This is a genomic window from Arsukibacterium sp. UBA5043, from assembly GCA_002415085.1.
Classification (GTDB): Bacteria; Pseudomonadota; Gammaproteobacteria; order Enterobacterales; family Alteromonadaceae; genus Alishewanella.
Genome location: DIBV01000016.1, coordinates 147,520 through 173,407, shown reverse-complemented (window position 1 = coordinate 173,407; position 25,888 = coordinate 147,520). Strand labels below are relative to the sequence as shown.

Sequence of the window (25,888 nt, the reverse complement as noted above, 5' to 3'; positions counted from 1 at the left end):
GCTATTTGCGTGTTAAAACAATTTCTGGTGTGGAATTAGGAAAATGGTATGCGGTTAAATGGTTGGCAACGGCTTTATTGTATTCTCGTTGTTGGGTGGGTCGGCTATCTGGCATTTGCAGCTCATTCGGACCTTAGTTTTGCAGATGAACGCATTGTGGAACTTACTGCAGCGGTACAGCGAATGGAAGCACAGCCGGAACCGGACGGCACCCTGGCAGGCTCAATTACACACCATCTTAACGGGCACAGCCCAGCGCAATTAGCTGAGCGATATCAGCAGCAGTTAAATCAGGTGCAACAATCTAAAACAACCACTATAACCACAGCGTTATTTTTAGCAGTAGTGCCGCCGGTCCTCATCTACTTAATTATTATCTGGGTAGTTGCCGGTTTCAGGTCATCAGCCCCGGCAGCCAGTTAAGCTGTAATTAAAGCCCCTAACTGCCGCACATCGGTTAGTCGGATATGCGGTAAGATGCTGACCGGTTGCCGATGGTGATCGAGCCAGGCTGCCTGGCAGCCTGCGGCTAAGGCGCCCATTACATCGGCGCGATGGCTATCACCAATATGCAGAATTTGCGCAGGGGCCAGCTTAAGGCGCTCTGCCGCTGCCTGAAACATATCCGGATAGGGTTTCATCTTGCCACCAGGACCAGCCTGCAGGCTGAATTCAAACACCTCACCCAAGCCCATTTTGTTAATACAGGCGTTACCGTTGGTAATCGCAATTAGCTGGTAACGTTCAGCGAGAGCAGTTAGCAGCTCATTGACCTCTGCTGTTAAGCTTATTCTGGTGCGGGCGTCGAGAAACGCGTCATACCCCTGCTGCGCCACTTTTTTAGCCTCGTTGCGCGCTATGCCCAGCTCGACCAGCCCTGCCTCAATACCCAGCAGGCGCCAGCGGCCAATATCATGCCGCAGTTCCGGTTCAACTTTGGCCAGTTTTAAACGATGTTGCCACCAGAAATTACTATCTCTACCCTTACTCGCCGGTGCGTGTTTAAGCAAAGCACTAAGCATCGCCTGCTCTGCTGCTTCGATAATCGGTTTATTGTCATATAAGGTGTCATCTAAATCGAATGACAACGCCTTAATATCAGAGAGAGCTTTAAAAATTTGCATGTATTTTCCCCAAATCAAAATCCGGCAAGAGCGCAGATTAAACCGCTTCACTGTAACAATACGGCATTACACCTTTTATGGTTTGTGGTGAAAGATTACGGCTTTTTCCTGGCCCTTGGGTGAGCGTTGTCGTACACCGCCGCCAGATGCTGAAAATCAAGATGGGTGTAAACCTGGGTGGTACTAACGTTGGCATGGCCCAGTAAGTCCTGCACAGCGCGCAGATCTGAGCTTGATTGCAGCAGATGGCTGGCAAACGAGTGACGCAACATATGCGGGTGTAATTGCTGGCCCAGACCCTGTTGTTTCGCCCAGTGGTTTACCCGCTGCCTGACCTGACGCGCTGAGATGCGTTGCTGCTGTTTACTTAAGAACAGCGCGTGGTGATCCTGTTGCGGTGTAGCATCGCCCAGCAACAAATGGCGCTGACTTAGCCAATGTTGCAACGCATTCAAAGCAACAGAACCGATGGGTATTTGCCGTTCTTTACTGCCTTTACCGCGCACCCTGATTAACTTCTCACGCCAATCGATATCGTTAATATTGCTGCCCACTAATTCTGCCAGGCGCAGGCCGGAAGAATAAAATAGCTCGAGCATCGCTTTATCGCGGCAAGCCAGCACATCACTGCTACTGTCGAAGCTGAGCAAATGCTGCAACGCGTCTATATCAAGGTTTTTTGGCAGCTTTTGTTTTGGCTTTGGTACAGTCAGGTACTGTGCCGGATTATCAGTAACCTGCTGTTGTTGTTGCAGGTAACGATAAAGGCCTCGCAGCGCTGCAACGGCAAGGGCCAGACTGCGGGCACTTAAGCCGCGACGTCGGCCATTAGCCAGATAGTGTTGTAAGCTGCTTTCAGTTTGGCTGTGCCAACTAAAAGTGACACCGTCATCAGCTATGCTCTGGCTGGCCGTGTTAGCCTGGCTATTGGCAACCAGGCCAAGCTGTTGGCGGTAAGTTTGTAACGTACGACTGGCATAACCGCGCTCGAAGCGCAGGTAGCTTAGGTAGGCATCAAGATCTTTTTGCCAGCGTGGCTCAGCTAGGGTCATTACCAGGTAAAACCTCGCCCAGTAGTTTGGCCAGATGGCGGATAAATAAGCGGTCCATCGCCGGCTGAAAATGGTCGTCCTGCTCACTGCCAAACGCCAATAGCGCCAAGCCAGGGCCGCTACCAATCTGTACCAGCGCAACCGAATGAATGGCGTCGCCAAACAGCGGCTGCTGTTCTTCTTTGTTCAACCGGCCCAGATAAACATTGTCGCTGCTTAGACGGCGCGACAATAACAGTTGATATTGGCTGATGGCGCTACTATCGGGCTGCAGGCAAACCAGGCGACAGGCATGAACTTGCGGCATACTTTTAGCAAACTGTTGTAGCGCCTGCTCAGCATCTTCCAGGGTAGGTTTATGCAGCAGACTTAAATGCAGCGTGTTCAGCGCATGAAAAATATGCTCGTTCTGCCGGGCAACAGACATTAAGCGGGTAATATCATCTTCCAGGGCGGCAATTTTAGTGCGCTGTAATTCCAGCTGGCGCTCTACCAGCGACACGCTGCCCCGTTGCTGATGTGGCAGACGCATCTGTTGTAACAACTGCGGATGCAGCTGAAAAAACTCCGGATGATCTTGTAAATAATCCAGCACCACGCTGACGGCTATTGCTTCTTTGTCCTGGGTCAGGGTGTCATTCATAACGAAAGTTGTCCATCGAATACGTGTTCAGCCGGGCCGGTCATTTTAACTATCTGGCCCGGACCATTCCAGCGAATATGTAAGCTGCCACCGGGCAAGTCTACCTGCACCTGCGGCCCCAGTTTTTTTTGCAGCTGGCCAACGACCACCGCGGCACAGGCGCCGGTACCGCAGGCCAGTGTTTCGCCCGCCCCGCGCTCCCATACCCGCAATTTAATGTGTGAGGGCGATATTACCTGCATAAAGCCAATATTGGCTTTTTGCGGAAAGCGTTCATGCACTTCCAGCAGCGGCCCCAACTCTGCAACGTTGGCACTGGCAACATCGTCTACTTCAAGCACGGCATGCGGGTTACCCATCGAGGCCACACCGCAAAGTACCGTGTGTTCTTCAGCTCGCATAATATAGGTAGCTTCCTGCTTCTGGGCTTTAAATGGCACCAGCGCCGGGTCAAGCTGGGGAATACCCATATTTACCGTGACCTGGCCATCCTGCTCCACATACAGGGTTATTCTGGCCGATTTGGTGCTTACCTGAATTTTGCTTTTATTGGTCAGGCCGCGGTGGCGGACAAATTTAGCAAAGCAGCGCGCACCATTGCCGCATTGTTCTACTTCGCTGCCATCGGCATTAAAAATCCGGTAATGAAAATCCAGTTCCGGATCATACGGCGGCTCTACCATCAGTAATTGGTCGAAACCAATGCCAAAATTACGATCGGCCAGCTGGCGGATTTGTTCTTTGGTCAGGAAAATATTCTGGCTGACGCTGTCGACCATCATAAAATCGTTGCCAAGGCCCTGCATTTTTGAAAAGTTAATGATCATTGGCGCCTTATTACTATTCAGTTAGCAGCTGTTCGCCGCGCCATAAATCCTGCCATTGTTCGCGGGCCCGGATAAGGTGGCTGCGATCACCCGCTACCATGACTTCGGCCACCCGCGGCCGGCTGTTGTAGTTCGAGCTCATGGTAAAGCCATAAGCGCCCGCTGAGCGTACCGCCAGTAAATCACCCTGAGTTATGGCCAGCATGCGGTCTTTACCCAGAAAATCGCCGGTCTCGCACACCGGTCCTACTACATCATAAAGCTGTGTGGTTTCGCTGCTCTGCTGCTTTACCGGCACGATATTCTGCCAGGCGCTGTATAATGCCGGCCGGATTAAATCGTTCATGGCGGCATCAACGATGGCGAAGTTCTTTTCCTGGCCCGGCTTTAAATATTCTACCCGGGTCAACAAGATACCCGCATTGGCCATAATGGCCCGGCCAGGTTCCATGATCAGTTCCAGCTCAGGGTAGCCTCGTAACCGTTCGACGACTTTGCTGATGTAGGTATACGGCGCCGGCGGCGTTTCTTTATCATAAGTTACGCCAAGGCCACCGCCGATATCGATATGGCTTAGCACAATACCCTCTTGTTTCAGTGTCTCAATTAAACTGAGCAATTTTTCCAGCGCTTCTAAAAACGGTTGGGTTTCAGTTAGCTGGGAACCTATGTGGCAATCTACCCCCACCAGCTTAAGGTGGCTCATCTGGCTGGCCATCCGGTATATTGCGGGTGCGGTTAAAATATCAATGCCAAATTTATTGGCTTTTAAACCGGTGGAAATATAAGGGTGGGTTTTAGCGTCAATATCCGGGTTTACCCGCAAGGAGACCGGCGCCTTAATATTTAAACTGCTGGCGACCTGTTGCAGACGCTCCAGTTCAGCCTCAGATTCGACATTAAAACACTTAATACCCAGCTGCAGGGCAAATCGCATATCTTCAGCGGTTTTGGCAACGCCGGAAAACACCACTTTGGCCGGGTCGCCGCCTGCCGCAATGACCCGGCGCAGTTCGCCACCGGACACGATATCAAAGCCACTGCCCAATTTACTCAATACATTCAGCACCGCCAGATTGCTGTTAGCTTTAACCGCATAACACACCAGGCTGTGCGGATGCGCCGACGCGGCAGAGGCAAAAGCCTGATAATGGCGCTCGATGGTCGCTCTGGAGTAGACATAACAAGGGGTACCAAATTCTGCTGCCAATGCATTTAGATCGACCTGTTCAGCATACAGGCTATCGTGCTGATAATTAAAGTGGTCCACGAATTTGCTCCTCGCTGCTACGCTCAGCTGGGTTGGGCTGCTCTGGCTTTTCTGGTGCTGGCTCTGCCACTTCTGGTGCAGCTTGTGGTAAGGTAAGAGGCCCTTTTTGACCACAGGCGGCTAGCATAATGCTGCCCAGCAATAAGCAGGCAGGCAAAAGAAACTGGGATAAAGTGCGCTTCGTTTGCATGGTTTCTATTTCTTTAACGGCTTGACGCTCTATAATCGCATCCTTAGCGATAAAAGCAAACAGGTGACGCAGATGAATGACTTAGAATATGAAGAACTGACCGACAATACCCTGTTAGCGGTAGAAGAGGCAATTGAACAACTGGAGCTTGATTTAGACTACGAATCGAATGGTGGTTTATTGTCGATAACCTTTCCGGATCAAAGCAAGATTATTATTAACAAACAGCCGCCACTGCAGCAGCTTTGGCTGGCGACCAAGTTTAATGGCCATCACTTTGAATGGCGCAATCAGCAATGGATCGATAACCGCACCGGCAGTGAATTCTGGCAACTGTTGTCAGATGCAGCCTCTAAACAGGCGGGCAGCCCGGTAGTGCTGACGCCACCGCAATCCGGAACAGAATAATGGCATTACTCCCTTTTGTTGATGTAAAACCTAACGGTCCGGTGAAGGCTGCAGTAGTGTGGCTGCATGGCCTGGGCGACTCAGGCCATGGTTTTGCGCCTATCGTGCCCGAGCTGCGGTTGCCAACAGATGCCGGCATCCGGTTTTTATTTCCGCATGCCCCCGAACGGCCGGTAACAGTTAACGCCGGTATGAGAATGCGCGCCTGGTACGATATTAAAACCATGGACTTGGCCCATCGCGCTGATGAGACCGGGGTGCGTGAGTCGGCAGTAGCAGTGCAACAGTTGCTCGATAAACTGATTGCCGATGGTCTGAATAGTGAGCAAATTGTGCTGGCTGGCTTCAGCCAGGGCGGAGTAATCGCACTGCATTTACTGGCGCGGCTACCTTATAAACTGGCCGGCGTTATGGCGTTATCAACCTATATGTGCGCGCCGGATAAACTCGCCGCAGAGGCAACCAACAGTAATAAAGCCACGCCGGTATTTATCGGCCATGGCAGCCAGGACCCGGTCGTACCGTTAGCCGCTGGTCAGCAAGCGTTTCATGCGCTTAAAAATCAGGGCTTCAACGTAAGTTGGCACGATTACCGGATGGAGCATAGCGTTTGTGCTCAGGAAGTGGCGGATATCAGTAGCTTTTTACAACGCCGGTTAATGCAGGCAAAGGATAATTAGGATGAGCCAGATTGTACGTATTGCCACTCGTAAAAGCGCGCTGGCGTTGTGGCAGGCCGAATTTGTTAAGGCAGAACTTATCCGCCATCACCCTGCTTTGCAGGTAGAGTTGGTGCCGATGTCGACTCAGGGTGACAAAATTCTTGATACCCCGCTGGCAAAAATAGGCGGTAAAGGATTGTTTGTTAAAGAGCTGGAGACGGCCATTTTGGATGGTCGGGCTGATATTGCTGTGCACAGTATTAAGGATGTGCCGGTGGCCTTTCCCGATGGTCTGGTGCTGCAAACCATTTGCCAGCGTGAAGACCCGCGCGATGCTTTTGTATCAAACCAGTTTCAGCGGCTTTCCCAATTACCCTATGGCGCTGTAGTGGGCACCTCAAGTTTACGCCGGCAATGCCAGTTAAAAGCGTTACGGCCCGATTTAACCGTACGCGATTTACGGGGCAATGTTAATACCCGGCTGGCCAAGCTGGATAACGGCGAGTTTGCGGCCATTATTCTGGCCGCTGCGGGGTTAATCAGGCTCGGTTTCGCCGGCCGGATTGCCAGCTATATTGAACCTGAGCAAAGCCTACCCGCCAATGGCCAGGGGGCAGTCGGTATTGAATGTCGCAGTGCAGATAGTGCAATCCAGCAACTTCTGGCGCCACTGGAACATCAGGCAACGCGTTATTGTGTACTGGCTGAGCGGGCGATGAACCGCCGCTTGCAGGGCGGGTGTCAGGTGCCCATTGGCGCCTTTGCTACCCTTAATGGTGAGCAATTGCATTTGCGCGGCCTGGTGGGATCACTGGACGGTGGCCAGATTATCCGGGCTGAGCACACAGGTAGTGCCACACACGCAGAGCAGATAGGCCTGATCGTAGCCGAACAGCTACTGGCCCAGGGGGCGGGTGCCATTTTACAACAGGTATATCAGGCAAACGCATGACAATGGCCACCCCTTTTTTAATTACCCGGCCAGCTGGCAAGGCCGACAATCTGCTGGCCAGCCTGGATGAACAAGGTATTGCTTATAGTTATCAGCCGTTAATTACCACTCAGCAAGTTACCTTAAAAGCCAAAGAAGTAACATTGCTTGAACAGGCAGAGCTGCTTATTTTTGTCAGTGTTAGTGCGGTACATGCGCTGGAACAGCAAATTAAGCCGGAGCAACTGTCGGGCCATTTGTTTGCCGTTGGTAGCACCACTGCAAGCTTGTTGCAGCGCTGGAGTGGACGTGAAGTTATTGTGCCGCAAGATCAGCGCAGTGAAGGTTTGCTGGCACTGCCTCAGCTTCAGCAGGTGATAGGCAAGCAGATCGTGGTGGTGCGGGGCAACAGTGGTCGGGAGCTGATTAAGCAGCAATTAATTGCCCGGGGTGCTACCGTTAAATATGTGCAGAGCTATAGCCGATTACCACTTCCCCTGGATGGGGCACAGCTTTGGCAGTTGTGGCAGCAGCAGCAAGTACGTTGTATTGTAGCCACCAGTAATGAAATTTTGCAGCAGTTGTTTGCGATAATCCCAGAGGCCGGAGTACCCTGGTTGCAGCAACGACACTGGTTGCTGGTCAGCCCGCGGATGCAGGAGCAAGCGCTCGCTCTGGGGATTAACCGCCAGCGAATAAGTCTGGCAGAGAATGCTAACGATCAGGCGTTGTTACAGCAAATTATTCAGCTTAAGAAGGAAATATTATGAGTGAACAGGCAGCGTTAACCCCGGCTGAAGAATCAGATGCACCACTGGAGCAATTAAAACAACAAATTGCTGAGCAAGAGCAACGGCCGGTTCGTGGTGGTCGCGCTTTAGCCGCGCTGGCATTGCTATGCTCATTACTGGTGGTGGCAGGCCTGGCTTGGGCAACATACTGGTTATGGCCGCAGTGGCAATATTTACAAACCCAGCAACAGCAGTTGCAACAAGCGCAGCAGGATATTAGCCGGCAAAATGCTGAGCTGCTAAGCAGCAATGAAAATCAATTACAGCAAAGCCTGAACCGCCAGCAGCAGAGCCTGAGCGAAACAGAGCAGCAAATAACGGCGCAGCAACAACGCCAGCAGCAGCAATTACAGCAACAAATGCAAAGTGTACGAGAACTGGTACAGCAAAGCGATGGGGCGCCTCCACGGCACTGGGCATTGGCTGAAATTCAGTTTTTGTTAAAACGGGCTGATTACAGTCTGTGGTTAAATCAGGATATCAACACTGCCAGGTTACTGCTGCAGCGTGCCGGGCAACAGCTTGCTGAACTGGATGACGCATCACTGATTAATGTGCGCCAAGCCATTGCTGATGATTTAGCAGTGCTGACCACATTAAAAACGCCCGATCTGAGCGCCGTGCATGTCGAGTTGGCACAAATGCGTAAAACCAGTATGCGTTTGCCGTTAAAACAGCAACAAACCGAGCTAAGTGTTACCGTGTCTGAGCCAGAGGGAGATCTGAAAAATTGGCGCAGTACCTTAAAGTATTATTGGGACAACAGCTTACAAAAATTATTTTCAGCCCGGGTGGCCATGCCAGAAGATTATTTCAGTTTAACGGCTGAGCAACAGCTGATGGTGCGGGTTGCTCTGAACCAGCAATTGCTGCTGGCACAATTGGCGGCCTTGCAGGGCGAGCCTGTGGTGTATCGCAGTGCATTGCAACAAGCCAGTGATCAATTGCAACGTCATTTTCAGGCAACTGAGCCTGCCGTGCAACAACTGAGTGAACAACTGCTGGCGCTGGCTGCCATTGAAATCAGCGCGCAGCAACTACCAACATTGCAAAGTGCTGCCAAGTTAGAAGGCTATCTGCAGAACCTGGCGGAGACTGACATATGATCAAAGCCATTTTACTGATTGTTGTGCTGGCGCTGGCAATGTTTTTAGGGCCAGTGGTAACCAATAACCCGGGATATATTAAACTGGTGCTGGCCGGGTACGTAATTGAAATGACCGCACTGGGTTTTGGGATCGTGCTAACAGTTGTGTTGGTGGCAATAGTGCTAATGGTAAAGTTACTAAAGCACCTGTTACGCATCCAGCATGGCTCCTTTAATTTTTTCCGCTCACGGCGCCAGAAAAAAGCGCAGCAGGCCTTTGCCAATGGCTTAAATGCCTACGCGAGGCGGCAGTGGCCAAAGGCTGCCAGCGAGCTACAACAAGCGCTGCAAGCCGGAGGCTTTAACGGCGAGAAGCGTTTTCTGGCAGCTTATGCCGCATTTTATGCTGGAGAGTACCAACAGGCTAAAACCCTGATAGCAGATTTAGCTGAAGATGACCCGAACCGACAGTATCTTGAAGCCGACATGTTATTGCATCAGGGCCACACTCGCCAGGCGGTTGTTATTCTTGAGGCGTTACTGCAGCATCCGCCGTTTGACGCCGCGCTCGGCCAGTTATACTTGCGTGCTTTGCAACAGGCGGGCCTCTGGCAACAGGTGCTAACGGCTGCAGGACGGGCTGCTACAGAGCATTGGTTTGATAAAAACAGCTGGCGGCTGCAGCGATTTGCTATTTATCCACAGGCACTGCGTCATTTAGCAGGAGAAGCCGGCTTTGAGCAGCAACAGGACTTCTGGCAGGTGCTACCGGCAAAAGAGCGCAAGTCGGCGGCAGCGGCAGTGGGCTTAGCCTGGGCTGAAGCAAACGCGGGCCAGCCTGACGCGGCAGAAAAGCGACTGGTGGCGGCATTGTCGCTGGCCGATGTGGCGCCGGCATGGCCGCATTTACGGCAGATCCAACTGGGCCGCTCGGTACTAAGGCTACGCAAGCAGATTCAGCACTGGCTGCGTGACAACCCAAGCAATGGTTATCTTTATGCCGTGCTGGCCTATCTGGCTGAGCAGGAAGGTGAGCCACAACAGGCACAGCAAGCCTGGCAAAAAGCCCGTCAGTACCAACCCGAGCTGCGCTAATGGCCGCAGCAATATCCGGCCTGGCGGCGATATCGAGGCCAGATGCCAGGCTGTTAATTCTGGGTAGTATGCCCGGTGCAAAGTCGCTGCAACAGCAGCAGTACTATGCCCACCCCCGCAATGCATTCTGGCCGGTAATGACCCGCTTGCTCGGGCTTGAACCCGGGTTAAGTTATCCTGGGCGATTGCAGGCCTTGTTAACACGACAGGTAGCGCTGTGGGACGTGCTTGGCTGTTGTCAGCGCCAGGGTAGTCTGGACAGTGCGATTACGGCAGAGCAGGCCAACGATTTCACTGATTTTATGCAGCACCACAGCCAAATTATCGCCATTGCTTTTAATGGAGCGAAAGCCTGGCAAAGTTTCCAACGCCACGTTATCAAAAAACAGCAATTGCCGGCAACGCTGCAACTGATCCCGCTACCCTCCACCAGCCCGGCCCATGCCCGCCAGAGCTTAGCTGAAAAGCTGGAACGATGGAGTGAGATAACCCGATATATCCCCTGTTAATAAAAGCGAAAAACTATAAGCCCGCGGCTGAAATGAAAAAACAGTTTACGGAGTAAGTTATTACTAAAGCGGAATTATTTGCTGCCCTCAGGGTCTGATACAGACTTAACAATAATAGCCTCGGGGCAGCAATTTTTGGCAGCTGTTATACACCCCTTACAGCGCTTCAGCACTGAATATGGTAACGCTGTTCTGCTGGCCGTTTTACTGCACATCGTCATTCTGGCGTTGCTGCTAACAACAAAATTCAGCCAGCCTGTGTCGCAACCGGTAGCTGAGCCAATAATATCCTTCCTGTATCAACCGCCGCCCGCTGCAAAACCGCCCCCTAAAGCCACTCTGCCGGCTAATTCATTGCCAAACGAACAAAGAATGGCCGATGAAGTGATTGACCAGACTCTTACCAGTGATGGTAGTTCAGAAGACTTGCCGCCAGAATTCAAACCGGCCACGATAATGCCAGATGACGCTGACCAAAAGACCCGTTCAGCAAATAACACAAGGTTAGTTCAGGGACAAAGCCTGGCGCAACGTGCACTGCACCAAGTGGCAAAACCGGATCAGGCAGCAATTGAGCAAGCAGCCAGTGGCAGTTACCAGCAGTTTTTGCAGAAGCAGCAACAGCCCCGGTTAACGGTGGATAGGAAGTATTGGCCGGTTAGTCAGGGCCCGGCGCAGCAGGTTGTTGCCCAGCTAAATGATGGCCGGCATATCGTTCGTATCAGCAAAGGAGTTTGTGTTTTCGGCGACCCGACGCTGGATGGTTTTGAGGCACTGATGGCGGCAAAAAGGGTGCCTTGCGGCGATGAAGTCAGCACCAGCGCGTTGCTAAAGCAAGCGCTGGAAAAACATAGTAAGCGCTGACTATTACTCAGCGATATGCTGCTCCAGGCGGGATTTTAATTCACCTTCAATAACCACCGGCTTGCTGGTTTTCTGATCTAAGCAGACAATGGTCACTTCCGCATCTGTTGCCAATGCGTCTTTGCCGGCAATCCGCACTTCCTGGGTTACCACCGCACTTTTACCGCCAATTTTGCTAAAGCGGGTAAATATTTCCAGGGTATCGCCCATGGTGGCAGCCACCCGATAGTTAATATTAATATTGACGATAATCCAGGCCAGTTTATGTTTGGCAAACCATTCAATATCACCGCTGTCTTCCAGATAACCCCAGCGGGCTTCTTCCAGAAATTCCAGGTAACGAGCATTATTGACGTGCTGATAAATATCTAAATGATAGCCACGAACTTTAATCAGGGTTTTATGTTGCATGTTACTGATCCTATTGGAAAACAAGCCACAGATTGTGGCATAGTTTTACTGGCCAAACCAGTTTAAATATAGGCAAAGGCATCGGCAAACATATGCTCGCGGTGAGCGCCTTGCTCTGTGAAGGCTTCGCGGGCTACTCCGGCCATGGCAAAGGGGCCGGCGATATAGATATCGTAGGCTTCCAGTGAGACAAAATCTGCCAGAACCGCTTCGTGTACCAGCCCATTGCGGCCCTGCCAGTTCGCGCCGGGTTGCTGTACTACCGGGACAAAGCGGAACTGCTTGTGCTGACTGGCCCATTGTTGTAACTGTGGCAGATAGTACAACGCATCTTCATGGCGCACGCCCCAATATAAAAACACCGGCTGGCTGGCGTTAGCCGCACTCAGTGCCTGGGCAATCGCATATACGTAAGAAAAACCAGTACCACCGGCCATTAAAATAACTGGCCTTGTGCTCTCCTGACGCAGCTGTGCCTGGCCCAGGCCAATTTCAGCCATCACCGGCATGCCAGCGCGAAATTGCTGTTCAATATGGGTAAGGGCAGCGCTCGACCAGCTATCGCCGGCAGGTGTACCAATATGCAGCTCCAGCAGCTTGCTACTGGCAATGCTGGCAATCGAAAAAGGTCTTTTGTCTTCAGCGCTTAACACCAGTTGCAAATATTGTCCTGCGCTATAATCAGTGGTCTGATCTGGACGCAGCACAACTTTGCTGATCCCAGGGCTCAGTGCGTCGACAGAAATTACCTGACAGGCAATCGCAGAGCTGTTGGCAGTGTTGGTCATAAAACTCTCATATTCTGGTGGCTTAATGTTTAAGGGTGATTAGCCACTGATAAAAGGATGGTGCAAAACTACATCGCTTACCGGGTACGCCAGGCAACAATAAGTAAACTGCTGTTGTTTGTCCACTTCAGTCAGAGGCTGTGGCTCGTTATAGCGCACTTCACCACTTTTTAATTTGCAGACGCAGCTGGTGCAGACGCCCTGACGGCAACGGTTCGGGAAATCAATACCGCTGCGCAGTGCAGCATCCAGTATGGTCTCGTCCGGTTGCACGGCAAAGCTAAGCTGTGCCGGCAGTACCGTTACCTGATAATTCACAGCCGGGTTTCCTTTGCTGGCAACGGAATGCCCAGACTATCCCAGATGGAATCTACCCGTTGTTTAGTCTGCTGATCCATAACAATGGGTTCGCCCCATTCGCGCGTGGTTTCGCCCGGCCATTTATTGGTTGCGTCCATGCCCATTTTAGAGCCAAGTCCGGACACCGGCGAGGCAAAGTCGAGATAATCTATTGGCGTGTTTTCTACCAGGGTGGTGTCACGCGCCGGGTCCATCCGGGTGGTAATGGCCCAGATAACATCCTGCCAGTCGCGGGCATTAATATCGTCATCACAGACAATCACAAATTTGGTATACATAAACTGACGTAAATAAGACCAGACTCCCATCATTACCCGCTTAGCATGGCCGGGGTATTGCTTTTTCATGGTTACCACGGCCAGCCGGTAAGAGCAGCCTTCCGGTGGCAGATAAAAGTCGGTGATCTCCGGAAACTGTTTCTGCAGGATTGGTACAAACACTTCATTCAGCGCCACTCCCAGAATAGCCGGCTCATCCGGGGGCCGACCGGTATAGGTACTGTGATAAATCGGGTCTTTACGCATCGTAATATGGGTGACGGTAAACACCGGAAAATTGTCCACTTCATTATAGTAGCCGGTATGGTCGCCATAAGGGCCTTCGGGCGCCATTTCACCAGGTGCAATATAGCCTTCAAGCACAATCTCGGCACTGGCTGGTACCTGCAAATCATTGCTGATGCATTTCACCACTTCGGTATTGTCACCGCGTAGCAAACCGGCAAAACCGTATTCAGACAACGTATCAGGCACTGGCGTCACGGCACCGAGAATCGTCGCCGGATCGGCACCTAACGCCACAGATACCGGATAATTCTGCCCCGGATTGGCCTTTTGAAACTCATAAAAATCCAGCGCACCACCACGGTGCGATAACCAGCGCATAATCAGTTTATTTTTGGTCAGCACTTGCTGGCGATAAATACCCAGATTTTGCCGCTCTTTGTGCGGCCCTTTGGTTACCGTTAAACCCCAGGTAATAAGTGGTGCCGCATCGCCCGGCCAGCAGGTCATTACCGGCAGCTGGCTAAGGTCAACTTGCTCACCGGTAAGCACAATTTGTTGGCAGGGGGCTTTTTTCACCTGCTTAGGTGACATGTTCAGCACTTGTTTGAATAACGGTAGCTTGCTAAAAGCATCCTTCAGGCCTTTAGGTGGCTCAGGTTCTTTGAGAAAAGCCAGTAACTTGCCCACTTCACGCAGCGCTGATACATTTTCCTGGCCCATGCCCAGCGCCACCCGTTGGGGTGTGCCAAACAGGTTGGCCAGTACCGGCATGTTATAGCCTTTCGGGTTTTCAAATAAAATAGCCGGGCCGCCGGCACGCAAGGTGCGGTCGGCAATTTCGGTCATTTCCAGTACCGGGTCTACTTCTGCGGTTACCCGCACCAGTTCACCGCGCTGCTCTAACTGGCTGATAAAATCACGTAAGTCTTTATATTTCATGCTTGGCATCAGGCCCTGTGGGGTATTGCCTGCTATTATACAGCTCTGGCTTGCGCTTGCCAGTTTTGGCCAGCTATGCGGCGGGCTTGCCATATTGCTGGCTTTATAATAGCGGCAGATTAATTTAAGCAGTGTTATACGATGACTAAGCAGAAAAGGGTTATATAACAGTTAAAATATCAGCCGCAACGACAGCAGGCTTGGCTGATATCCTGCTTAGCGGCAGCGCTTGGTCGTGCCACGATCGCTGATTAACGGCAATCATCGATTAAACGTTGGCAAAAATGAATGATAATCGCTAGAGTTTAGCCAGGTAGTAATAGCAATATAAGGTTGTTGATGGATTTTCCGGCACAAATTAAACAACAAACATGCAGCGACTGTTTAAGTGGTCAGTCGTTAGGTTTTCAAATCCGAATGGCCTTTCAGCCGATAATTGATTGGAAATATCAGGTTATATGCGGATATGAAGCCTTAGTTCGCGGTCCCGAGGGGCAGGGCGCCGGCTGGGTATTCGAGCATATAAATGACACTAATAAATATTATTTTGATCAGGCTTGCCGGGTAAAAGCAATTGAAACGGCCGCTAAGTTAGGCTGCAGCACATATTTGAATATCAATTTTTTACCCAATGCCGTCTACAATCCGGAAACCTGCATTAAAGCCACCATTGAAGCTGCTGATATATATGGTTTTGACTTAACCAAGCTGGTATTTGAAGTTACCGAGGGCGAACAAATTCCGGATAAAGAACATTTAAACCGGATATTCCGCAGTTATGCAAAACGTGGTTTTAAAACCGCTATTGATGACTACGGTGCGGGTTACGCCACGCTCGACTGGCTGGTTGAACTTAAACCACATATTTTAAAGCTGGATATGGAGCTGATCCGCAATATCCAGAGCAACCCAGCCAAACAGTTTATTATTGAACAAACTATCGCGCAATGTGAAGTGCAGGGCACCCTGGTGCTGGCCGAGGGGGTGGAGACCAAGGCAGAGCTGGAATGTCTGCTTGGCCTGGGTATTCGTTATTATCAGGGTTACTATTTTGCCCGGCCTGAGCTGGAGCGGTTAATTACCACCGCTGAGCTTAACGGCATGAAATAACCCGGACCTTGCTGCGTCCGGGTTGCTGCCAGACAACCCCGACTCTTGTATTAAAAATCGTAGCTGACCCTGCCATACACCAGCCGGCCAGAACGACCGTAGGGCGAGTAATTTGAAAATGGCGTATTGCCGGTACCATTTAAATTAATTGGAAAGGCATCCGGGTACTCGTCTAACAGGTTATCGGCACCAAACGCCAGCCGCATTTTTGCGGTAAGCTGATAACGCGCCTCCACATCAAGCAGTGTTTTTGCATCCAGGGTAAAGTCATTTGCGGGGTTGGCGTTCGGCGTTAAGACCTCTCCGTAACGGGTAGCACGGAAGGTGGCACCAAAGCGCTCTAAACTCCAGTTAACATGTGCACCCAATTTGTTCTTCGGGTTACCTTCTTCAAAAGTAAGAACATTTACCCTGCCGAACAGTTCCGGAGCGGGGTCAAGAGCCGATAACTCGGCGGTCGCCGGTGTTCTGGTGACGTCTGTACTATTAACATTGGCTACCAGGATTAAATCAAAGCGACCAATATCTGCAGTAAATACCGGATAATTAGCCACAATATCAATGCCCTGTGTTTCCGTATCCACACCATTAATAAAGAAGCGGCCACCACCAATACCAATTAAACCAAGCGACTCCAGATAAGCACGAACGTTAGGCTGGGTCAGATTTTCGGACAGCACGATTCTGTCGTCAATATTAATCTGGTAGCCATCAATGGTTAAGGTTAAATCACCAAGCCGGAATACTGCACCCAACGACAGGTTAACGGACTCTTCAGCATCCAAGGGGCTGGAACCTAATGCAATCGCCGCCGGATCATTAACCGGGAAGGTGGTGATATCAAACGGCACACCACCAATAAAGTTAGTTGAGGTGCTGGTAAAGTATTGTTGCTGCAATGAGGGCGCTCTGAAACCGTTCTGAACGCTGCCACGCAGGCCGACACTGTCATTCACGTCATAACGCAGGGCCAGTTTGCCGGTAACGTTACTGCCAAAATCTGAATAATCTTCTGCTCTGAACGCCACCGACCCCAACAGGTTGTCTGTAATATTGGCTTCTAAATCAATATATACGCCGACAGCCCGCCGACTCTCGTCTACAGCATTGGCAGGCCGAAAACCAGGAAATACCTGGGCGCCGGATTGGGTTGGGTTACCATTTGGCAGCAGCACGCCACCATTACGATAGGAGTCAGGTTCACCTGCAAAAATCGAATACCCTTCCCGCCGGATTTCAATGCCGGTGGCCATATTTACCGGTGAGGCAAAGCTGGCAATATCGAAAGAGGTCACCCCTGAAAAGTTAAATACCCATTGGTCATAGTCAAACCCGCCGGCATCGAATTCCGTTTTACTGGTTGGGCCAATTGAACGGTTTACCGTATTTTCAATGGTAAAGGCCATTTCATTCATGCCGTAAACGACAGAGGCGTCCATACTCCACTGCGCCAGTTCCCATTCATAACCGAGCGCAAAACTGGTGTCGGTTACCTCAGGTGCGATAATGGGTAAAAATCCATCCGGGTGTACTTCGATAACATTACGGTCATCCTGTGCCCGGCGATAAAAACCGCCAGAGCGGGCTGATCGATCCTGAAAGCTGGCCCAGCTGTAAAGCTTACCACCTTTTAACATCATGCCGGCATTGGCAAACAGGGTAAATTGTTGCAGTTCTGGTTCGCCATACCAGGCGTTAAAACGTTCGATAGTTTGCTCGCGTGGGTCGTATTCACCGCCAACCAATGGGTATTGCTGACGATAATCATAACCGCCGCGTTCGGTGCGTTCAGCATCTTTAATTTCTGCGGCTAAGGTCAGGTAACCATTGTTCGGCAATGCAAAGCCTTTCCAGCCAGATAAATTAATCGTTTCACCATCACTTACACTACGTTTAATCTCTGCCGGCGCGTTCCAGGTGGCATCCGCTGGCGGTGGGGTGACGGGCACCGTATACGCTGAGTCGCGATAGCCATACGAGAAGGTAACACTGCCACCTTCGCTGGCGTCGCGAAGCCTGACGTTAATTACCCCAGCGATGGCATCTGAACCGTATTGCGCTGACGCGCCATCGCGCAGCACTTCGACACTGCGGATGGCGGCAGTAGGTATGGTGTTTAAATCGACTGCTGAACTGCCGCGACCTACGGTGCCATTAACATTTACCAGCGAAGCAGCATGCCGTCGCTTGGAGTTTACCAGTACCAGCGATTGGTCCGGTCCAAGGCCGCGCAACGTGGCCGGACGAATGGTATCTGTGCCATCAGCCAGGCCCGGGCGAGGAAAGTTAAACGATGGTAATGCTACGGATAACACCTGGTTAAGCTCGCTCGAGCCAGACCGCTCCAGCGTTTCGACGCCAACAATATCAATGGGCACAGCAGTATCATCGACTGAGCGACCGGCTACCCGGGTACCGGTAACCACAATTTGCTCAATCTTTTGCTCATCTGCTTGTTGCTTACTGTTATCTTGAGCTTGCGCCAGCAAGCCGGGGCTAAGTAAAGCAGTACTGATCGCCAGTACCAGGGGGTGTAGAGCAGCACTGCGCATAATTGACTCCTTGTTGTAATCCTTAAACCGTAGGTGGCGGCCGAACGCTTGTCAAACTTACGCAAACTATGTTTGTATGATGCAATACTACTGTTAACAGCGAAGCGATCAGCGGGCCGCGTTTTAGTATCGTGATTTTTTGCTAAAAACAGGTTAGCATGGTACAGACATCCAGAAGTCTTCTCTGTTCAATTAAGGTCGCAGCGAGGCGTACTTATGCATAAAAACACCAAACTTATTGATGCTGGCCGGAGCAGAAAATATACTGGCTACGCGGTTAATCCGCCGCTAATCCGGGCTTCTACTATTGTGTTTGATACCTTTAGTGAACTTAAGCAAGCGACTTTACAGCGCGGCAACCGGGTACCGTTTTATGGCCGGCGGGGTACCGATACCCATTTTGCCCTGCAGGAGGCAATTTGTGAGCTGGAAGGCGGTGCCGGTTGTGCCTTATATCCTTGTGGTGCTGCGGCGGTAAGCGGTGCCTTGCTGGCATTTTTGCAAAGCGGCGATCATCTGCTGATGGTCGACAGTGTCTACGAGCCTACCCGGGCGCTGTGCGATAAGTTACTAAAAGGCTTCGGTATTGAAACCACCTATTATGATCCGCAACTCGGCGCTGGTATTGCCGGGCTAATTCAAGCCAATACCAAAGTAATATTTCTGGAATCACCAGGTTCCTTAACCTTTGAGATGCAGGACATACCGGCCATTTGTGCGGTGGCGCAGCAACATAACATTGTTACCATTTTAGATAATACCTGGGCATCGCCCATTTTGTGTCAGCCCTTTACGCTGGGAGTGGATATTTCTATTCAGGCGGCGACCAAATATATTGTTGGCCATTCTGATGTAATGCTGGGAACCGCCAGCGCTAATGATAAACACTGGCCACAGCTTCGTGAACACAGCTATTTAATGGGGTACTGTGCTTCAGCGGATGATGCCTATACCGCGCTGCGTGGCCTGCGTACCTTAGCCGTGCGATTGCAGCAGCACGAGCAAAGTGCGCTTCGCATTGCTCACTGGCTGCAGCAACGGCCAGAGGTTGAGACTGTGCTGCATCCGGCCTTACCGTCGCATCCGGGACATGCTATTTTTCAGCGCGATTTTTCCGGCAGCAATGGTTTATTCTCGTTTGTGTTAAAGCAGGGTAACCAACAGCAGGTCGCTGCTTTTATCGAAGGCATGCGCCATTTTAAAATGGGTTTTTCCTGGGGCGGCTACGAAAGCCTGATCACCGCTACCATGCAGCTGCAAAAACAACGCACGGCCAGCAGCTGGCCCTACAGCGGGCCGCTGATCCGGCTGCATATCGGCCTGGAACATGTTGATGATTTACTGGCCGATCTGACTGATGCGTTCGAGCGATTTAATCAGGCGGCCGGTGACTAAACTGGCTGGTAGCGCCAAATCAGTTTAATCTTTCAGCGCCTGGAGTGTTTTCTTACTGTCGCTAAGGTTGTCAGCCAACTGATCCAGTAGTTGCTGAATGTCTGCTGACAACTCGCCGAGCTTGGTATGTCTGACCAGATCCGCCAGCTTGTGGTCTTGTTCCAGACATTTGTCCAAAATGGCATTTCTGGCATCAGATGAGAACAGTTGGGTTAGCTTGCCACCAAACTGTTGCATCAGCTCTTTGTCAGGGTCGGGCCTGGCAGGCAATTCATCCAGCTGCTTAACCACTTTTTCAAATGGCGCAATGAACGTTTCCCGTTCGCGGGCAAGTTTAGTTAAGCGCTTATCAAGATTCTCTTCTACTAACAACTCAGCCATCTGTCGATAGTAGTCAGCTGTTTCTCTGACCAATTTCAGAATTTCCAGGCTATCAACCTCGTTATCAGTGCGTATAATTGACATGTTAAACCTTATTAGTCGTTGGTTGCGGTATCGATCCTGCAATTACTTCGATAGCCTCTGGGATTACTGCAAACTCCGCAGGTGTTTTCGTTTTATATTCACCATCAGCGTTGAGTTCAATTGGCTTAGTGGTGTTAATGCTAATTTTTCTGGCGGTTTTACAGATAACCCGCTCTGCTGTTCGTAGGTCGCCATTGCGCAAACTGGGCCCTAACAGTAACAGCTGCCACCAACGCTGTGGTTTAATGCAGAATAGACTCAGCTGCCCGTCCAGTAAAGTTGAGGCATTATCAACAATATTGCCACCCCCGTAAAAGCGGCCGTTGCCAACGGCCAAATGAATGGCCCTGACCGAATAATTCCAATCATCTGCTTTTAAGTTTATTTTAAAACTTCTGTTGCGCTTAATGGCACTGAAAAAGGCACCCAGATAAGCAAACACGCCGAAATATTTTTTAGTTTCCGGTGTCAGTTCGTGTGTTACATCAACACCCAGACCGATATGGGCAACATTGATAAAAAGTTTGTCGTTAACCTTTGCCAGGTTTATACGCTCTCGCTTAGCATTAATAATAACCTGGGCAGCGCCGGCAAGATCCTGCGGTACGCCGAGCGAACGTGCCAAATCGTTGGCGGTTCCTAATGGTAAGATGGCCAGTGTGCGCTGGTGAGTATAAATGGCCTGCAACGCCGAACTAATGGTGCCATCTCCGCCAGCAATAATAACGATACCATCGTCGTGCTGATAGTTCGCAATTTGGGCATCCATCTGAGCTTCGTTTTCAGACAGATAAACCTGAATATCAAAGCCAGAAGCTCTGAGTAATTGAATAACTGCTTCCAGCTCCTCGGCCTGACCATTGCGGCTTTTTGGATTGACAATTAACAGAGCGTGCTGCAACGATATATTCCTTTTGTGAAAGCGACCTTGAAAAAAGTTGTGCTTTAAACGCCCGTGTTATGTCTCAATTCGACGATAAAGCGCCTCGATAAAACTGTATATACCGAACGCAAACAAGCCTATAGAAACAATAATAATTAACCAGCTGCCATAAGGCGCGCTACTAAGCCACTCAAACGCTTCGCTGATACCTTTGTCCTCGCTGCTGCCTGCGACAAAAGTTGAACGCAAAATAATCCAGCCAATTATACACCAGACTACGCCACGAGAAATAAGACCGAACCTGCAGATGGGCACAAGCCACTGTTTTTTTTCGGCTGGAAAATCGATATATTTTTTAAAGCCAGACTTGAAACCTTTTATCAGATGGGCAATACCCACAACCACAACTGCGACACCTATAATGGCAAAAAGCACGGTAACACGATCTGAGCTCAGGTACTCAGAGGCGGTTGATGAAGCTGATTGCCCCGAACTATCGTCTGTTTCGTGGAATAACAGCTTAATAACCCAAAACGCCAGCACGCTATGGGATATTGCACTGATAATAAGTCCAGCTCTTATTGCCAGCCCTTTAAAAGAACTACCATGGTTATCGGTGTCGGTTATACCCTGAATAAAACGCCAGACAATATAACCAAACAGTCCGACAACCAAGACCAGTAACAGAAGCTCACCAAAAGGCTGCTCGTTAATGCTTAAAATAGCACCTTTGCTACCGGTTTTTTCTCCTTGCCAGCCCATGGCAGAAAGAAAAGCTAACAGACCTATTGTTAAATAAATTACGCCCCGCGCGGCGTAGCCCATTTTGGCCCACGGCTCGGGGTGTGCAAGTTTAACCATTTTAGTGTCCTCTATTAATTAGCTATTAATATTCGTCGACTATTTAGTTTGAGTCAGTTTCCAAAGGTTTTCTGGTTGTGTGGCGCGCCAGATAAGAGCAGGCTACTGCCCATACAGAACCAGCAGCCCAACCTGCTACCACGTCGGTTGGCCAGTGCACGCCCAGATAAACCCGGCTTACCCCAATTAGCAACGTCAGGAAAACTGAGCTGATGATGATAAGTGCTTTAACTCTTCTGCGCGGTTGCGATTGGGCCAGCAACGCACCCATGGTGAGATAAGCACTCGCTGCTAACATGGAATGCCCACTGGGAAAGCTTGAGGTATAAACAAGTGTCGCGTGCGTAACCAGATCGGGCCTGGGTCGATCAAAGCCGCTTTTTAACAGCAGACTACCCAATAAAGCTCCGCCCGTGGCCAGCAACACCACCAGGGCTAACTTAGCCTTATTGGTAAGCAATAAAAAAATTATTACCCAGATACTCGCCAGGGTTAATACTGCGTTGCCACCCAGCGCGGTAATATCCTGCCCTACCTGCTTTAGCCAGGGGGGGCCAATGGTGTCTTCAAGGTTATTGGCGTCTCGCATCAGCAGCAGAATGGTTTCATCCAATTTGAAGCTTCCGCCAGCTACTACTTCTGTAGCAATGATCATAAACAGCCACAGTGACATCGTTACCAGCGCCAGTAACAACCAGAACGATTTTTCCCGCTTCCCAAGCCAGGCTAAACAATTTCTCACCGTAAGCTTCCTTCTGCATTATTTTGCAATAAAAGTTTAGGGTTAATGGTGCTTTTAAGCTGAAATTTACCGCTTAAGGTTATGTAAGCTTTTCTTGACTGGCAAGTTTTCTATTGCGAAAAATTACCAGGTTGGTAGCTGTCATCTACTGACATTAGGCTAATTTTACGGTTTGGTTATTTCTGCTGCATCTTTTCAAACCTGCATTCAGCGATTGACGGCGGGCAATGCTGGCATACAATAGCGCCAGTGTATTTCTGAGGTGCAGTATGAGTAACAATGCTTTACCCGCAATAAGTCCATTTCGTCATAAAGTAGGCCATTTTCTGCAGCGTACCAGTGTGCAACGTACGCTACTGACGCTGATTTTAATTAATGCCTTAATTCTGGGGCTGGAGACCTCAGCCGCCATTATGCAGGCCGTTGGCCCGGCGCTGTTGCTGTTTGATAAAATTATTCTGGCGGTGTTTGTGCTGGAAATTGGCTCGCGGATTTATGTCCACCGGCTGGCGTTTTTTAAAGATGGCTGGAGCATTTTTGATTTCATCGTGGTGGGTATTGCACTGGTACCGGCCAGCGGGCCTTTTGCGGTATTGCGGGCGCTGCGGGTATTAAGGGTGCTAAGGGTACTGACTTTTGTACCGTCGATGCGCAAAATTGTCGGGGCCTTAATAAAGTCACTGAACGGTATGTTGTCTATCGCCATGGTGCTGGGGCTCATTTATTACGTGGCGGCGGTAATGGTAACCAAGTTATTTGGTGAGGCCTTTCCAGACTGGTTTGGCAGTCTCGGCGCGTCGCTCTATACCCTGTTTCAGATCATGACCCTGGAAAGCTGGTCAATGGGCATTGCCCGGCCGGTGATTGCTGAGTTTCCCTATGCCTGGGCGTTTTTTGTCCCCTTTATTCTTATTGCCACCTTTACCATGCTTAACCTGTTTATTGCCGTTATCGTCAATGCCGTACAAAGCATGCACGATGAAGAGCATAAAGTGGAGCATGATGCCGAGCAGGCTACTCAACAGCAGTTATTGCAACAAATGCAGCAGCTGCAACAGGAGTTGCAACAGCTTCGCAGCGAGCTGAAAAAGCCTACTGCAGAATAAAGTCTTCCAGTGATTGCCGGGTTAATTTACCAATCTGGCTGAACATATAAATAATGGCACCCATCAGCATTACCATGACCGGCAGCATAATAACCGGGTAGCTGAGCCAGGTCATCCGGCCCAGCTCCTCGGCATAAGCCGTGGTGCCCGGTTGGCTGACGACAATGGCTTTGGCCAGCACATAATTAAGCACGGCTGAGACAAAAAACGCCGACGCCACGATATAACCGGCGCGGGCTACGCGCTGCTCAAACAGCTCGCGGTTTTGTCGGGCCGCCAGTGCCTGATACAGCTTGTCGGTATCCAGCAAATCGGGGTTAATCAGCAGTTTTTTCACCAGCGGGTAGGGTGTGTACTGGCTTATCAGCACAATAATGCCAATAATTGCCGGGATCATGGCCTCTTTAACGGCGATATAGGACGGGTCCAGCTGCAATAAGCTGATGCCACCGGTCAGTAATACGCTGATAATGCCGAGTATTGAATAAAAATTAACCTTGCCAGACTGCAGTAGCTCCCATAAGCCAAACAATAGCGGGAAGGCCAGTGCAACCACCACCCCCCAAACCGGACCCAATGTTTCTTCGCTGCTGAAGCGGCTGAGTATTACTGCTGGCAACACAATATTAAAAATCATATTGCTGAAAAAACCAGACTTTTTCTGTTTAGCCGGGCGGTGTGGGGTAGTAGCTGGTGTGCGCATTAGTCATGTTCCAGGTGTTAGTCTGGCAACAGTATACCAAGGAATAGTGTTTTGCCCAGCGACCCATAAGGTTGGTCTTGCAGATGAAAACAGTGCCAGAAACGCATGACACTGACATTAGTTGATTTTTGTACTACACCTTATACTTAAGTACATAAACCTAAGCAGCGATGTTGAGATCATGGTGCAGGGAAAGCAAAATCAGCCTGAACTGAGTAATATCGACTTTGCCCGTTTAATCGATTCAGTGGGCATCGGCGTTATTGTCCACCAATGGGATACCACAGTGGTGTACGCCAATCCGACCGCATTATCGATGTTGCATTTAACTTATGAACAGCTTATTGGTTCAACAGCGATGGATCCGCGCTGGCATATGCTTGATGAGCACCACCGGCAACTGCATGTGTCTGAGTTTCCGGTCAATAAAGTAAAAGCCTCTGAGTCATCACTTTATAACTATGTGATTGGGGTAATTGATTTTGATCATGATGAAACTAACTGGTTTAAAGTAAATGCCGTCATTGAAAAGTCTGAAGAATCAAAGATGGCTTTTATCGTTGTCACGTTATTTGAGATGGAAGATGTCACGACATTATTTTCTTTTGAACAAATAGTTCAGAATGCGGAAGACATCGTTATTGTTACTGACGCTGATGAACTGGATGAGCCGGCTGGCCCAGCTATCGTTTACGTTAATAAAGCTTTTGAAAACCTGACCGGATACACGGCGCAAGAAGTGATTGGTGAAACACCACGGTTGTTGCAGGGTAAATTCACTGATCAGGCGACCAGAGTTCGCATCAAATCCGCGCTACGCCAAAAGCTTCCAGTACGGGAGGTGCTGCTAAATTATTCTAAAACAGGTAAGCCCTATTTTCTGGATATGAACATCATTCCGCTAAAAAACCGGGATGGGGTGGTAACTCACTTTGCCGCTATCCAACGGGACGTAACAGAGCAAACGTTTTATGCTGAGCAACTTGAAAAGCGTAATAGAGACCTGAAACAATTAAAAGAAAATCTGCAAAATGCTGTCCGGCAGCGAACAATTGAATTAAAAAATGCCAATACCAAATTACAACGGTTAGCTTATTACGACGCGCTGACGAACATTCCCAACCGTCGCTACTTTTTGGAGATGAGTGCTGCAATTCTTAGTCTGGCCAGGCGAAAGCGTCAGCAACTGGCGGTAGCAATGATTGATGTTGACGATTTTAAGAAAATTAACGACCAATATGGTCATGCGGCAGGGGATAGTTCATTAAATTTACTGGCGAGCTGCATGAAAGATTTCTTTCGGGCAGAAGATATTATTGGTCGGCTCGGAGGTGAAGAATTTGGCTTAGCTATGCTGTTTGACAAAGCAGACGATGTTGTTATGACACTCAATCGCTTTCGGCAAAAACTGGCAGAGCAATTTAGCAAGGTGAAGCCGCCCGTAGAAGGTATTGCGATACAACCATTCACCATTAGTATTGGCGTTTGCATTGTCGACTCAGAGCAGGACGTAGAACTGGACGACCTATTAAAATGTGCCGACAATGCGTTGTATCAGGTAAAACAACAGGGTAAAAATGCTGTTATGGTCTATCAAGACCAGCAGTAATAACC

The 25,888-nt window shown here is 50.0% G+C and carries 29 protein-coding genes; 13 read left to right on the top strand and 16 right to left on the bottom strand.

The window, feature by feature from the left end:
• The first annotated feature begins 48 nt into the window (after positions 1–48).
• Entirely contained in the window at positions 49–423 is a 375-nt protein-coding gene (locus B2Q61_RS13920; RefSeq protein WP_290618149.1) for a hypothetical protein, read from the top strand.
• Here the strand turns inward: B2Q61_RS13920 and B2Q61_RS13915 are convergent.
• From B2Q61_RS13915 to lptM, 6 genes are all read right to left on the bottom strand, one after another.
• A complete protein-coding gene (locus B2Q61_RS13915) occupies positions 420–1,124 on the bottom strand; it encodes an HAD-IA family hydrolase (protein ID WP_290618151.1) in 705 nt (234 codons plus the stop codon). The two genes, B2Q61_RS13920 and B2Q61_RS13915, sit on opposite strands and share 4 nt — an antisense overlap.
• Before the next feature lie 95 nt (positions 1,125–1,219).
• A complete protein-coding gene (locus B2Q61_RS13910; protein WP_290618153.1) occupies positions 1,220–2,176 on the bottom strand; it encodes a tyrosine recombinase XerC in 957 nt (318 codons plus the stop codon).
• On the bottom strand, positions 2,163–2,819 hold the full coding sequence (locus tag B2Q61_RS13905; protein WP_290618155.1) for a DUF484 family protein: 657 nt from the start codon (positions 2,817–2,819) through the stop codon (positions 2,163–2,165). The genes B2Q61_RS13910 and B2Q61_RS13905 overlap by 14 nt, the downstream gene beginning before the upstream one ends.
• The gene (gene dapF / locus B2Q61_RS13900) at positions 2,816–3,646 is read right to left on the bottom strand and encodes a diaminopimelate epimerase (protein ID WP_349678752.1); all 831 of its coding nucleotides are present in this window, start codon (positions 3,644–3,646) and stop codon (positions 2,816–2,818) included. The genes B2Q61_RS13905 and dapF overlap by 4 nt, the downstream gene beginning before the upstream one ends.
• Positions 3,647–3,659: 13 nt before the next feature.
• On the bottom strand, positions 3,660–4,916 hold the full coding sequence (gene lysA, locus B2Q61_RS13895; RefSeq protein WP_290618157.1) for a diaminopimelate decarboxylase: 1,257 nt from the start codon (positions 4,914–4,916) through the stop codon (positions 3,660–3,662).
• The gene (gene lptM / locus B2Q61_RS13890) at positions 4,903–5,106 is read right to left on the bottom strand and encodes an LPS translocon maturation chaperone LptM (RefSeq protein ID WP_290618159.1); all 204 of its coding nucleotides are present in this window, start codon (positions 5,104–5,106) and stop codon (positions 4,903–4,905) included. Before lptM ends, lysA begins: the two co-directional genes overlap by 14 nt.
• Before the next feature lie 72 nt (positions 5,107–5,178).
• Between lptM and cyaY the strand changes: the two genes are divergently transcribed.
• From cyaY to B2Q61_RS13850, 8 genes are all read left to right on the top strand, one after another.
• Positions 5,179–5,514: an iron donor protein CyaY gene (gene cyaY / locus B2Q61_RS13885; protein ID WP_290618161.1), complete on the top strand. Its 336-nt coding sequence runs from the start codon at positions 5,179–5,181 to the stop codon at positions 5,512–5,514.
• Positions 5,514–6,194, top strand: a complete 681-nt coding sequence (locus tag B2Q61_RS13880) for an alpha/beta hydrolase (protein WP_290618163.1) — start codon at positions 5,514–5,516, stop codon at positions 6,192–6,194. The genes cyaY and B2Q61_RS13880 overlap by 1 nt, the downstream gene beginning before the upstream one ends.
• Position 6,195: 1 nt before the next feature.
• Positions 6,196–7,128, top strand: a complete 933-nt coding sequence (gene hemC / locus B2Q61_RS13875; protein WP_290618165.1) for a hydroxymethylbilane synthase — start codon at positions 6,196–6,198, stop codon at positions 7,126–7,128.
• The gene (locus tag B2Q61_RS13870) at positions 7,125–7,877 is read left to right on the top strand and encodes a uroporphyrinogen-III synthase (RefSeq protein WP_290618167.1); all 753 of its coding nucleotides are present in this window, start codon (positions 7,125–7,127) and stop codon (positions 7,875–7,877) included. The genes hemC and B2Q61_RS13870 overlap by 4 nt, the downstream gene beginning before the upstream one ends.
• Positions 7,874–9,004, top strand: a complete 1,131-nt coding sequence (locus B2Q61_RS13865) for a uroporphyrinogen-III C-methyltransferase (RefSeq protein WP_290618169.1) — start codon at positions 7,874–7,876, stop codon at positions 9,002–9,004. Before B2Q61_RS13870 ends, B2Q61_RS13865 begins: the two co-directional genes overlap by 4 nt.
• Positions 9,001–10,080 carry a heme biosynthesis HemY N-terminal domain-containing protein gene (locus tag B2Q61_RS13860; RefSeq protein ID WP_290618171.1) on the top strand — a complete coding sequence of 360 codons (1,080 nt, stop codon included), beginning with the start codon at positions 9,001–9,003 and terminating at the stop codon, positions 10,078–10,080. Before B2Q61_RS13865 ends, B2Q61_RS13860 begins: the two co-directional genes overlap by 4 nt.
• Entirely contained in the window at positions 10,080–10,589 is a 510-nt protein-coding gene (locus tag B2Q61_RS13855) for a DNA-deoxyinosine glycosylase (RefSeq protein WP_290618173.1), read from the top strand. Before B2Q61_RS13860 ends, B2Q61_RS13855 begins: the two co-directional genes overlap by 1 nt.
• Before the next feature lie 135 nt (positions 10,590–10,724).
• The gene (locus B2Q61_RS13850) at positions 10,725–11,453 is read left to right on the top strand and encodes a hypothetical protein (protein WP_290618175.1); all 729 of its coding nucleotides are present in this window, start codon (positions 10,725–10,727) and stop codon (positions 11,451–11,453) included.
• A gap of 3 nt (positions 11,454–11,456) precedes the next feature.
• Here the strand turns inward: B2Q61_RS13850 and B2Q61_RS13845 are convergent, their stop codons facing one another.
• From B2Q61_RS13845 to ubiD, 4 genes are all read right to left on the bottom strand, one after another.
• Complete coding sequence (locus B2Q61_RS13845) at positions 11,457–11,864, bottom strand: acyl-CoA thioesterase (RefSeq protein WP_290618177.1); 408 nt, start codon at positions 11,862–11,864, stop codon at positions 11,457–11,459.
• Between the two features lie 62 nt (positions 11,865–11,926).
• Positions 11,927–12,652 carry an NAD(P)H-flavin reductase gene (gene fre / locus B2Q61_RS13840; RefSeq protein WP_290618179.1) on the bottom strand — a complete coding sequence of 242 codons (726 nt, stop codon included), beginning with the start codon at positions 12,650–12,652 and terminating at the stop codon, positions 11,927–11,929.
• A gap of 39 nt (positions 12,653–12,691) precedes the next feature.
• Positions 12,692–12,970 (bottom strand): 2Fe-2S iron-sulfur cluster-binding protein, encoded by a 279-nt coding sequence (locus B2Q61_RS13835; RefSeq protein ID WP_290618181.1) that lies wholly within the window; start codon positions 12,968–12,970, stop codon positions 12,692–12,694.
• Positions 12,967–14,457 (bottom strand): 4-hydroxy-3-polyprenylbenzoate decarboxylase, encoded by a 1,491-nt coding sequence (gene ubiD / locus B2Q61_RS13830; RefSeq protein ID WP_290618183.1) that lies wholly within the window; start codon positions 14,455–14,457, stop codon positions 12,967–12,969. The genes B2Q61_RS13835 and ubiD overlap by 4 nt, the downstream gene beginning before the upstream one ends.
• Positions 14,458–14,796: 339 nt before the next feature.
• On the opposite strand from ubiD, the gene B2Q61_RS13825 reads away from it, so the two are divergent.
• Positions 14,797–15,567: an EAL domain-containing protein gene (locus B2Q61_RS13825; protein ID WP_290618185.1), complete on the top strand. Its 771-nt coding sequence runs from the start codon at positions 14,797–14,799 to the stop codon at positions 15,565–15,567.
• A 50-nt stretch (positions 15,568–15,617) separates the two neighbouring features.
• Here the strand turns inward: B2Q61_RS13825 and B2Q61_RS13820 are convergent, their stop codons facing one another.
• Entirely contained in the window at positions 15,618–18,119 is a 2,502-nt protein-coding gene (locus B2Q61_RS13820) for a TonB-dependent receptor plug domain-containing protein (RefSeq protein WP_290618187.1), read from the bottom strand.
• A 216-nt stretch (positions 18,120–18,335) separates the two neighbouring features.
• On the opposite strand from B2Q61_RS13820, the gene B2Q61_RS13815 reads away from it, so the two are divergent.
• Positions 18,336–19,514, top strand: a complete 1,179-nt coding sequence (locus B2Q61_RS13815; protein ID WP_290618189.1) for a cystathionine beta-lyase — start codon at positions 18,336–18,338, stop codon at positions 19,512–19,514.
• A 24-nt stretch (positions 19,515–19,538) separates the two neighbouring features.
• On the opposite strand, the gene B2Q61_RS13810 is transcribed toward B2Q61_RS13815, so the two are convergent.
• Genes B2Q61_RS13810 through B2Q61_RS13795 form a run of 4 tightly spaced genes read right to left on the bottom strand, consistent with a single transcriptional unit; the run spans position 19,539 to position 22,465 of the window.
• Entirely contained in the window at positions 19,539–19,979 is a 441-nt protein-coding gene (locus B2Q61_RS13810; protein ID WP_290618191.1) for a hypothetical protein, read from the bottom strand.
• A 1-nt stretch (position 19,980) separates the two neighbouring features.
• A complete protein-coding gene (locus B2Q61_RS13805) occupies positions 19,981–20,880 on the bottom strand; it encodes a lipid kinase (protein WP_290618193.1) in 900 nt (299 codons plus the stop codon).
• Between the two features lie 57 nt (positions 20,881–20,937).
• Positions 20,938–21,723, bottom strand: a complete 786-nt coding sequence (locus B2Q61_RS13800) for a DUF1206 domain-containing protein (protein WP_290618195.1) — start codon at positions 21,721–21,723, stop codon at positions 20,938–20,940.
• A gap of 43 nt (positions 21,724–21,766) precedes the next feature.
• On the bottom strand, positions 21,767–22,465 hold the full coding sequence (locus B2Q61_RS13795) for a phosphatase PAP2 family protein (RefSeq protein WP_290618197.1): 699 nt from the start codon (positions 22,463–22,465) through the stop codon (positions 21,767–21,769).
• 269 nt (positions 22,466–22,734) lie between these two features.
• Here B2Q61_RS13795 and B2Q61_RS13790 point away from each other — a divergent pair, with 269 nt between their 5' ends.
• Positions 22,735–23,571, top strand: coding sequence for an ion transporter (locus B2Q61_RS13790; protein ID WP_290618199.1), 837 nt, complete (start codon positions 22,735–22,737; stop codon positions 23,569–23,571).
• On the opposite strand, the gene B2Q61_RS13785 is transcribed toward B2Q61_RS13790, so the two are convergent.
• Positions 23,558–24,274 (bottom strand): VC0807 family protein, encoded by a 717-nt coding sequence (locus tag B2Q61_RS13785; protein ID WP_290618201.1) that lies wholly within the window; start codon positions 24,272–24,274, stop codon positions 23,558–23,560. The genes B2Q61_RS13790 and B2Q61_RS13785 overlap by 14 nt on opposite strands.
• A 181-nt stretch (positions 24,275–24,455) precedes the next feature.
• Between B2Q61_RS13785 and B2Q61_RS13780 the strand changes: the two genes are divergently transcribed.
• The gene (locus B2Q61_RS13780) at positions 24,456–25,883 is read left to right on the top strand and encodes a diguanylate cyclase (protein WP_290618203.1); all 1,428 of its coding nucleotides are present in this window, start codon (positions 24,456–24,458) and stop codon (positions 25,881–25,883) included.
• Positions 25,884–25,888: the final 5 nt, after the last annotated feature.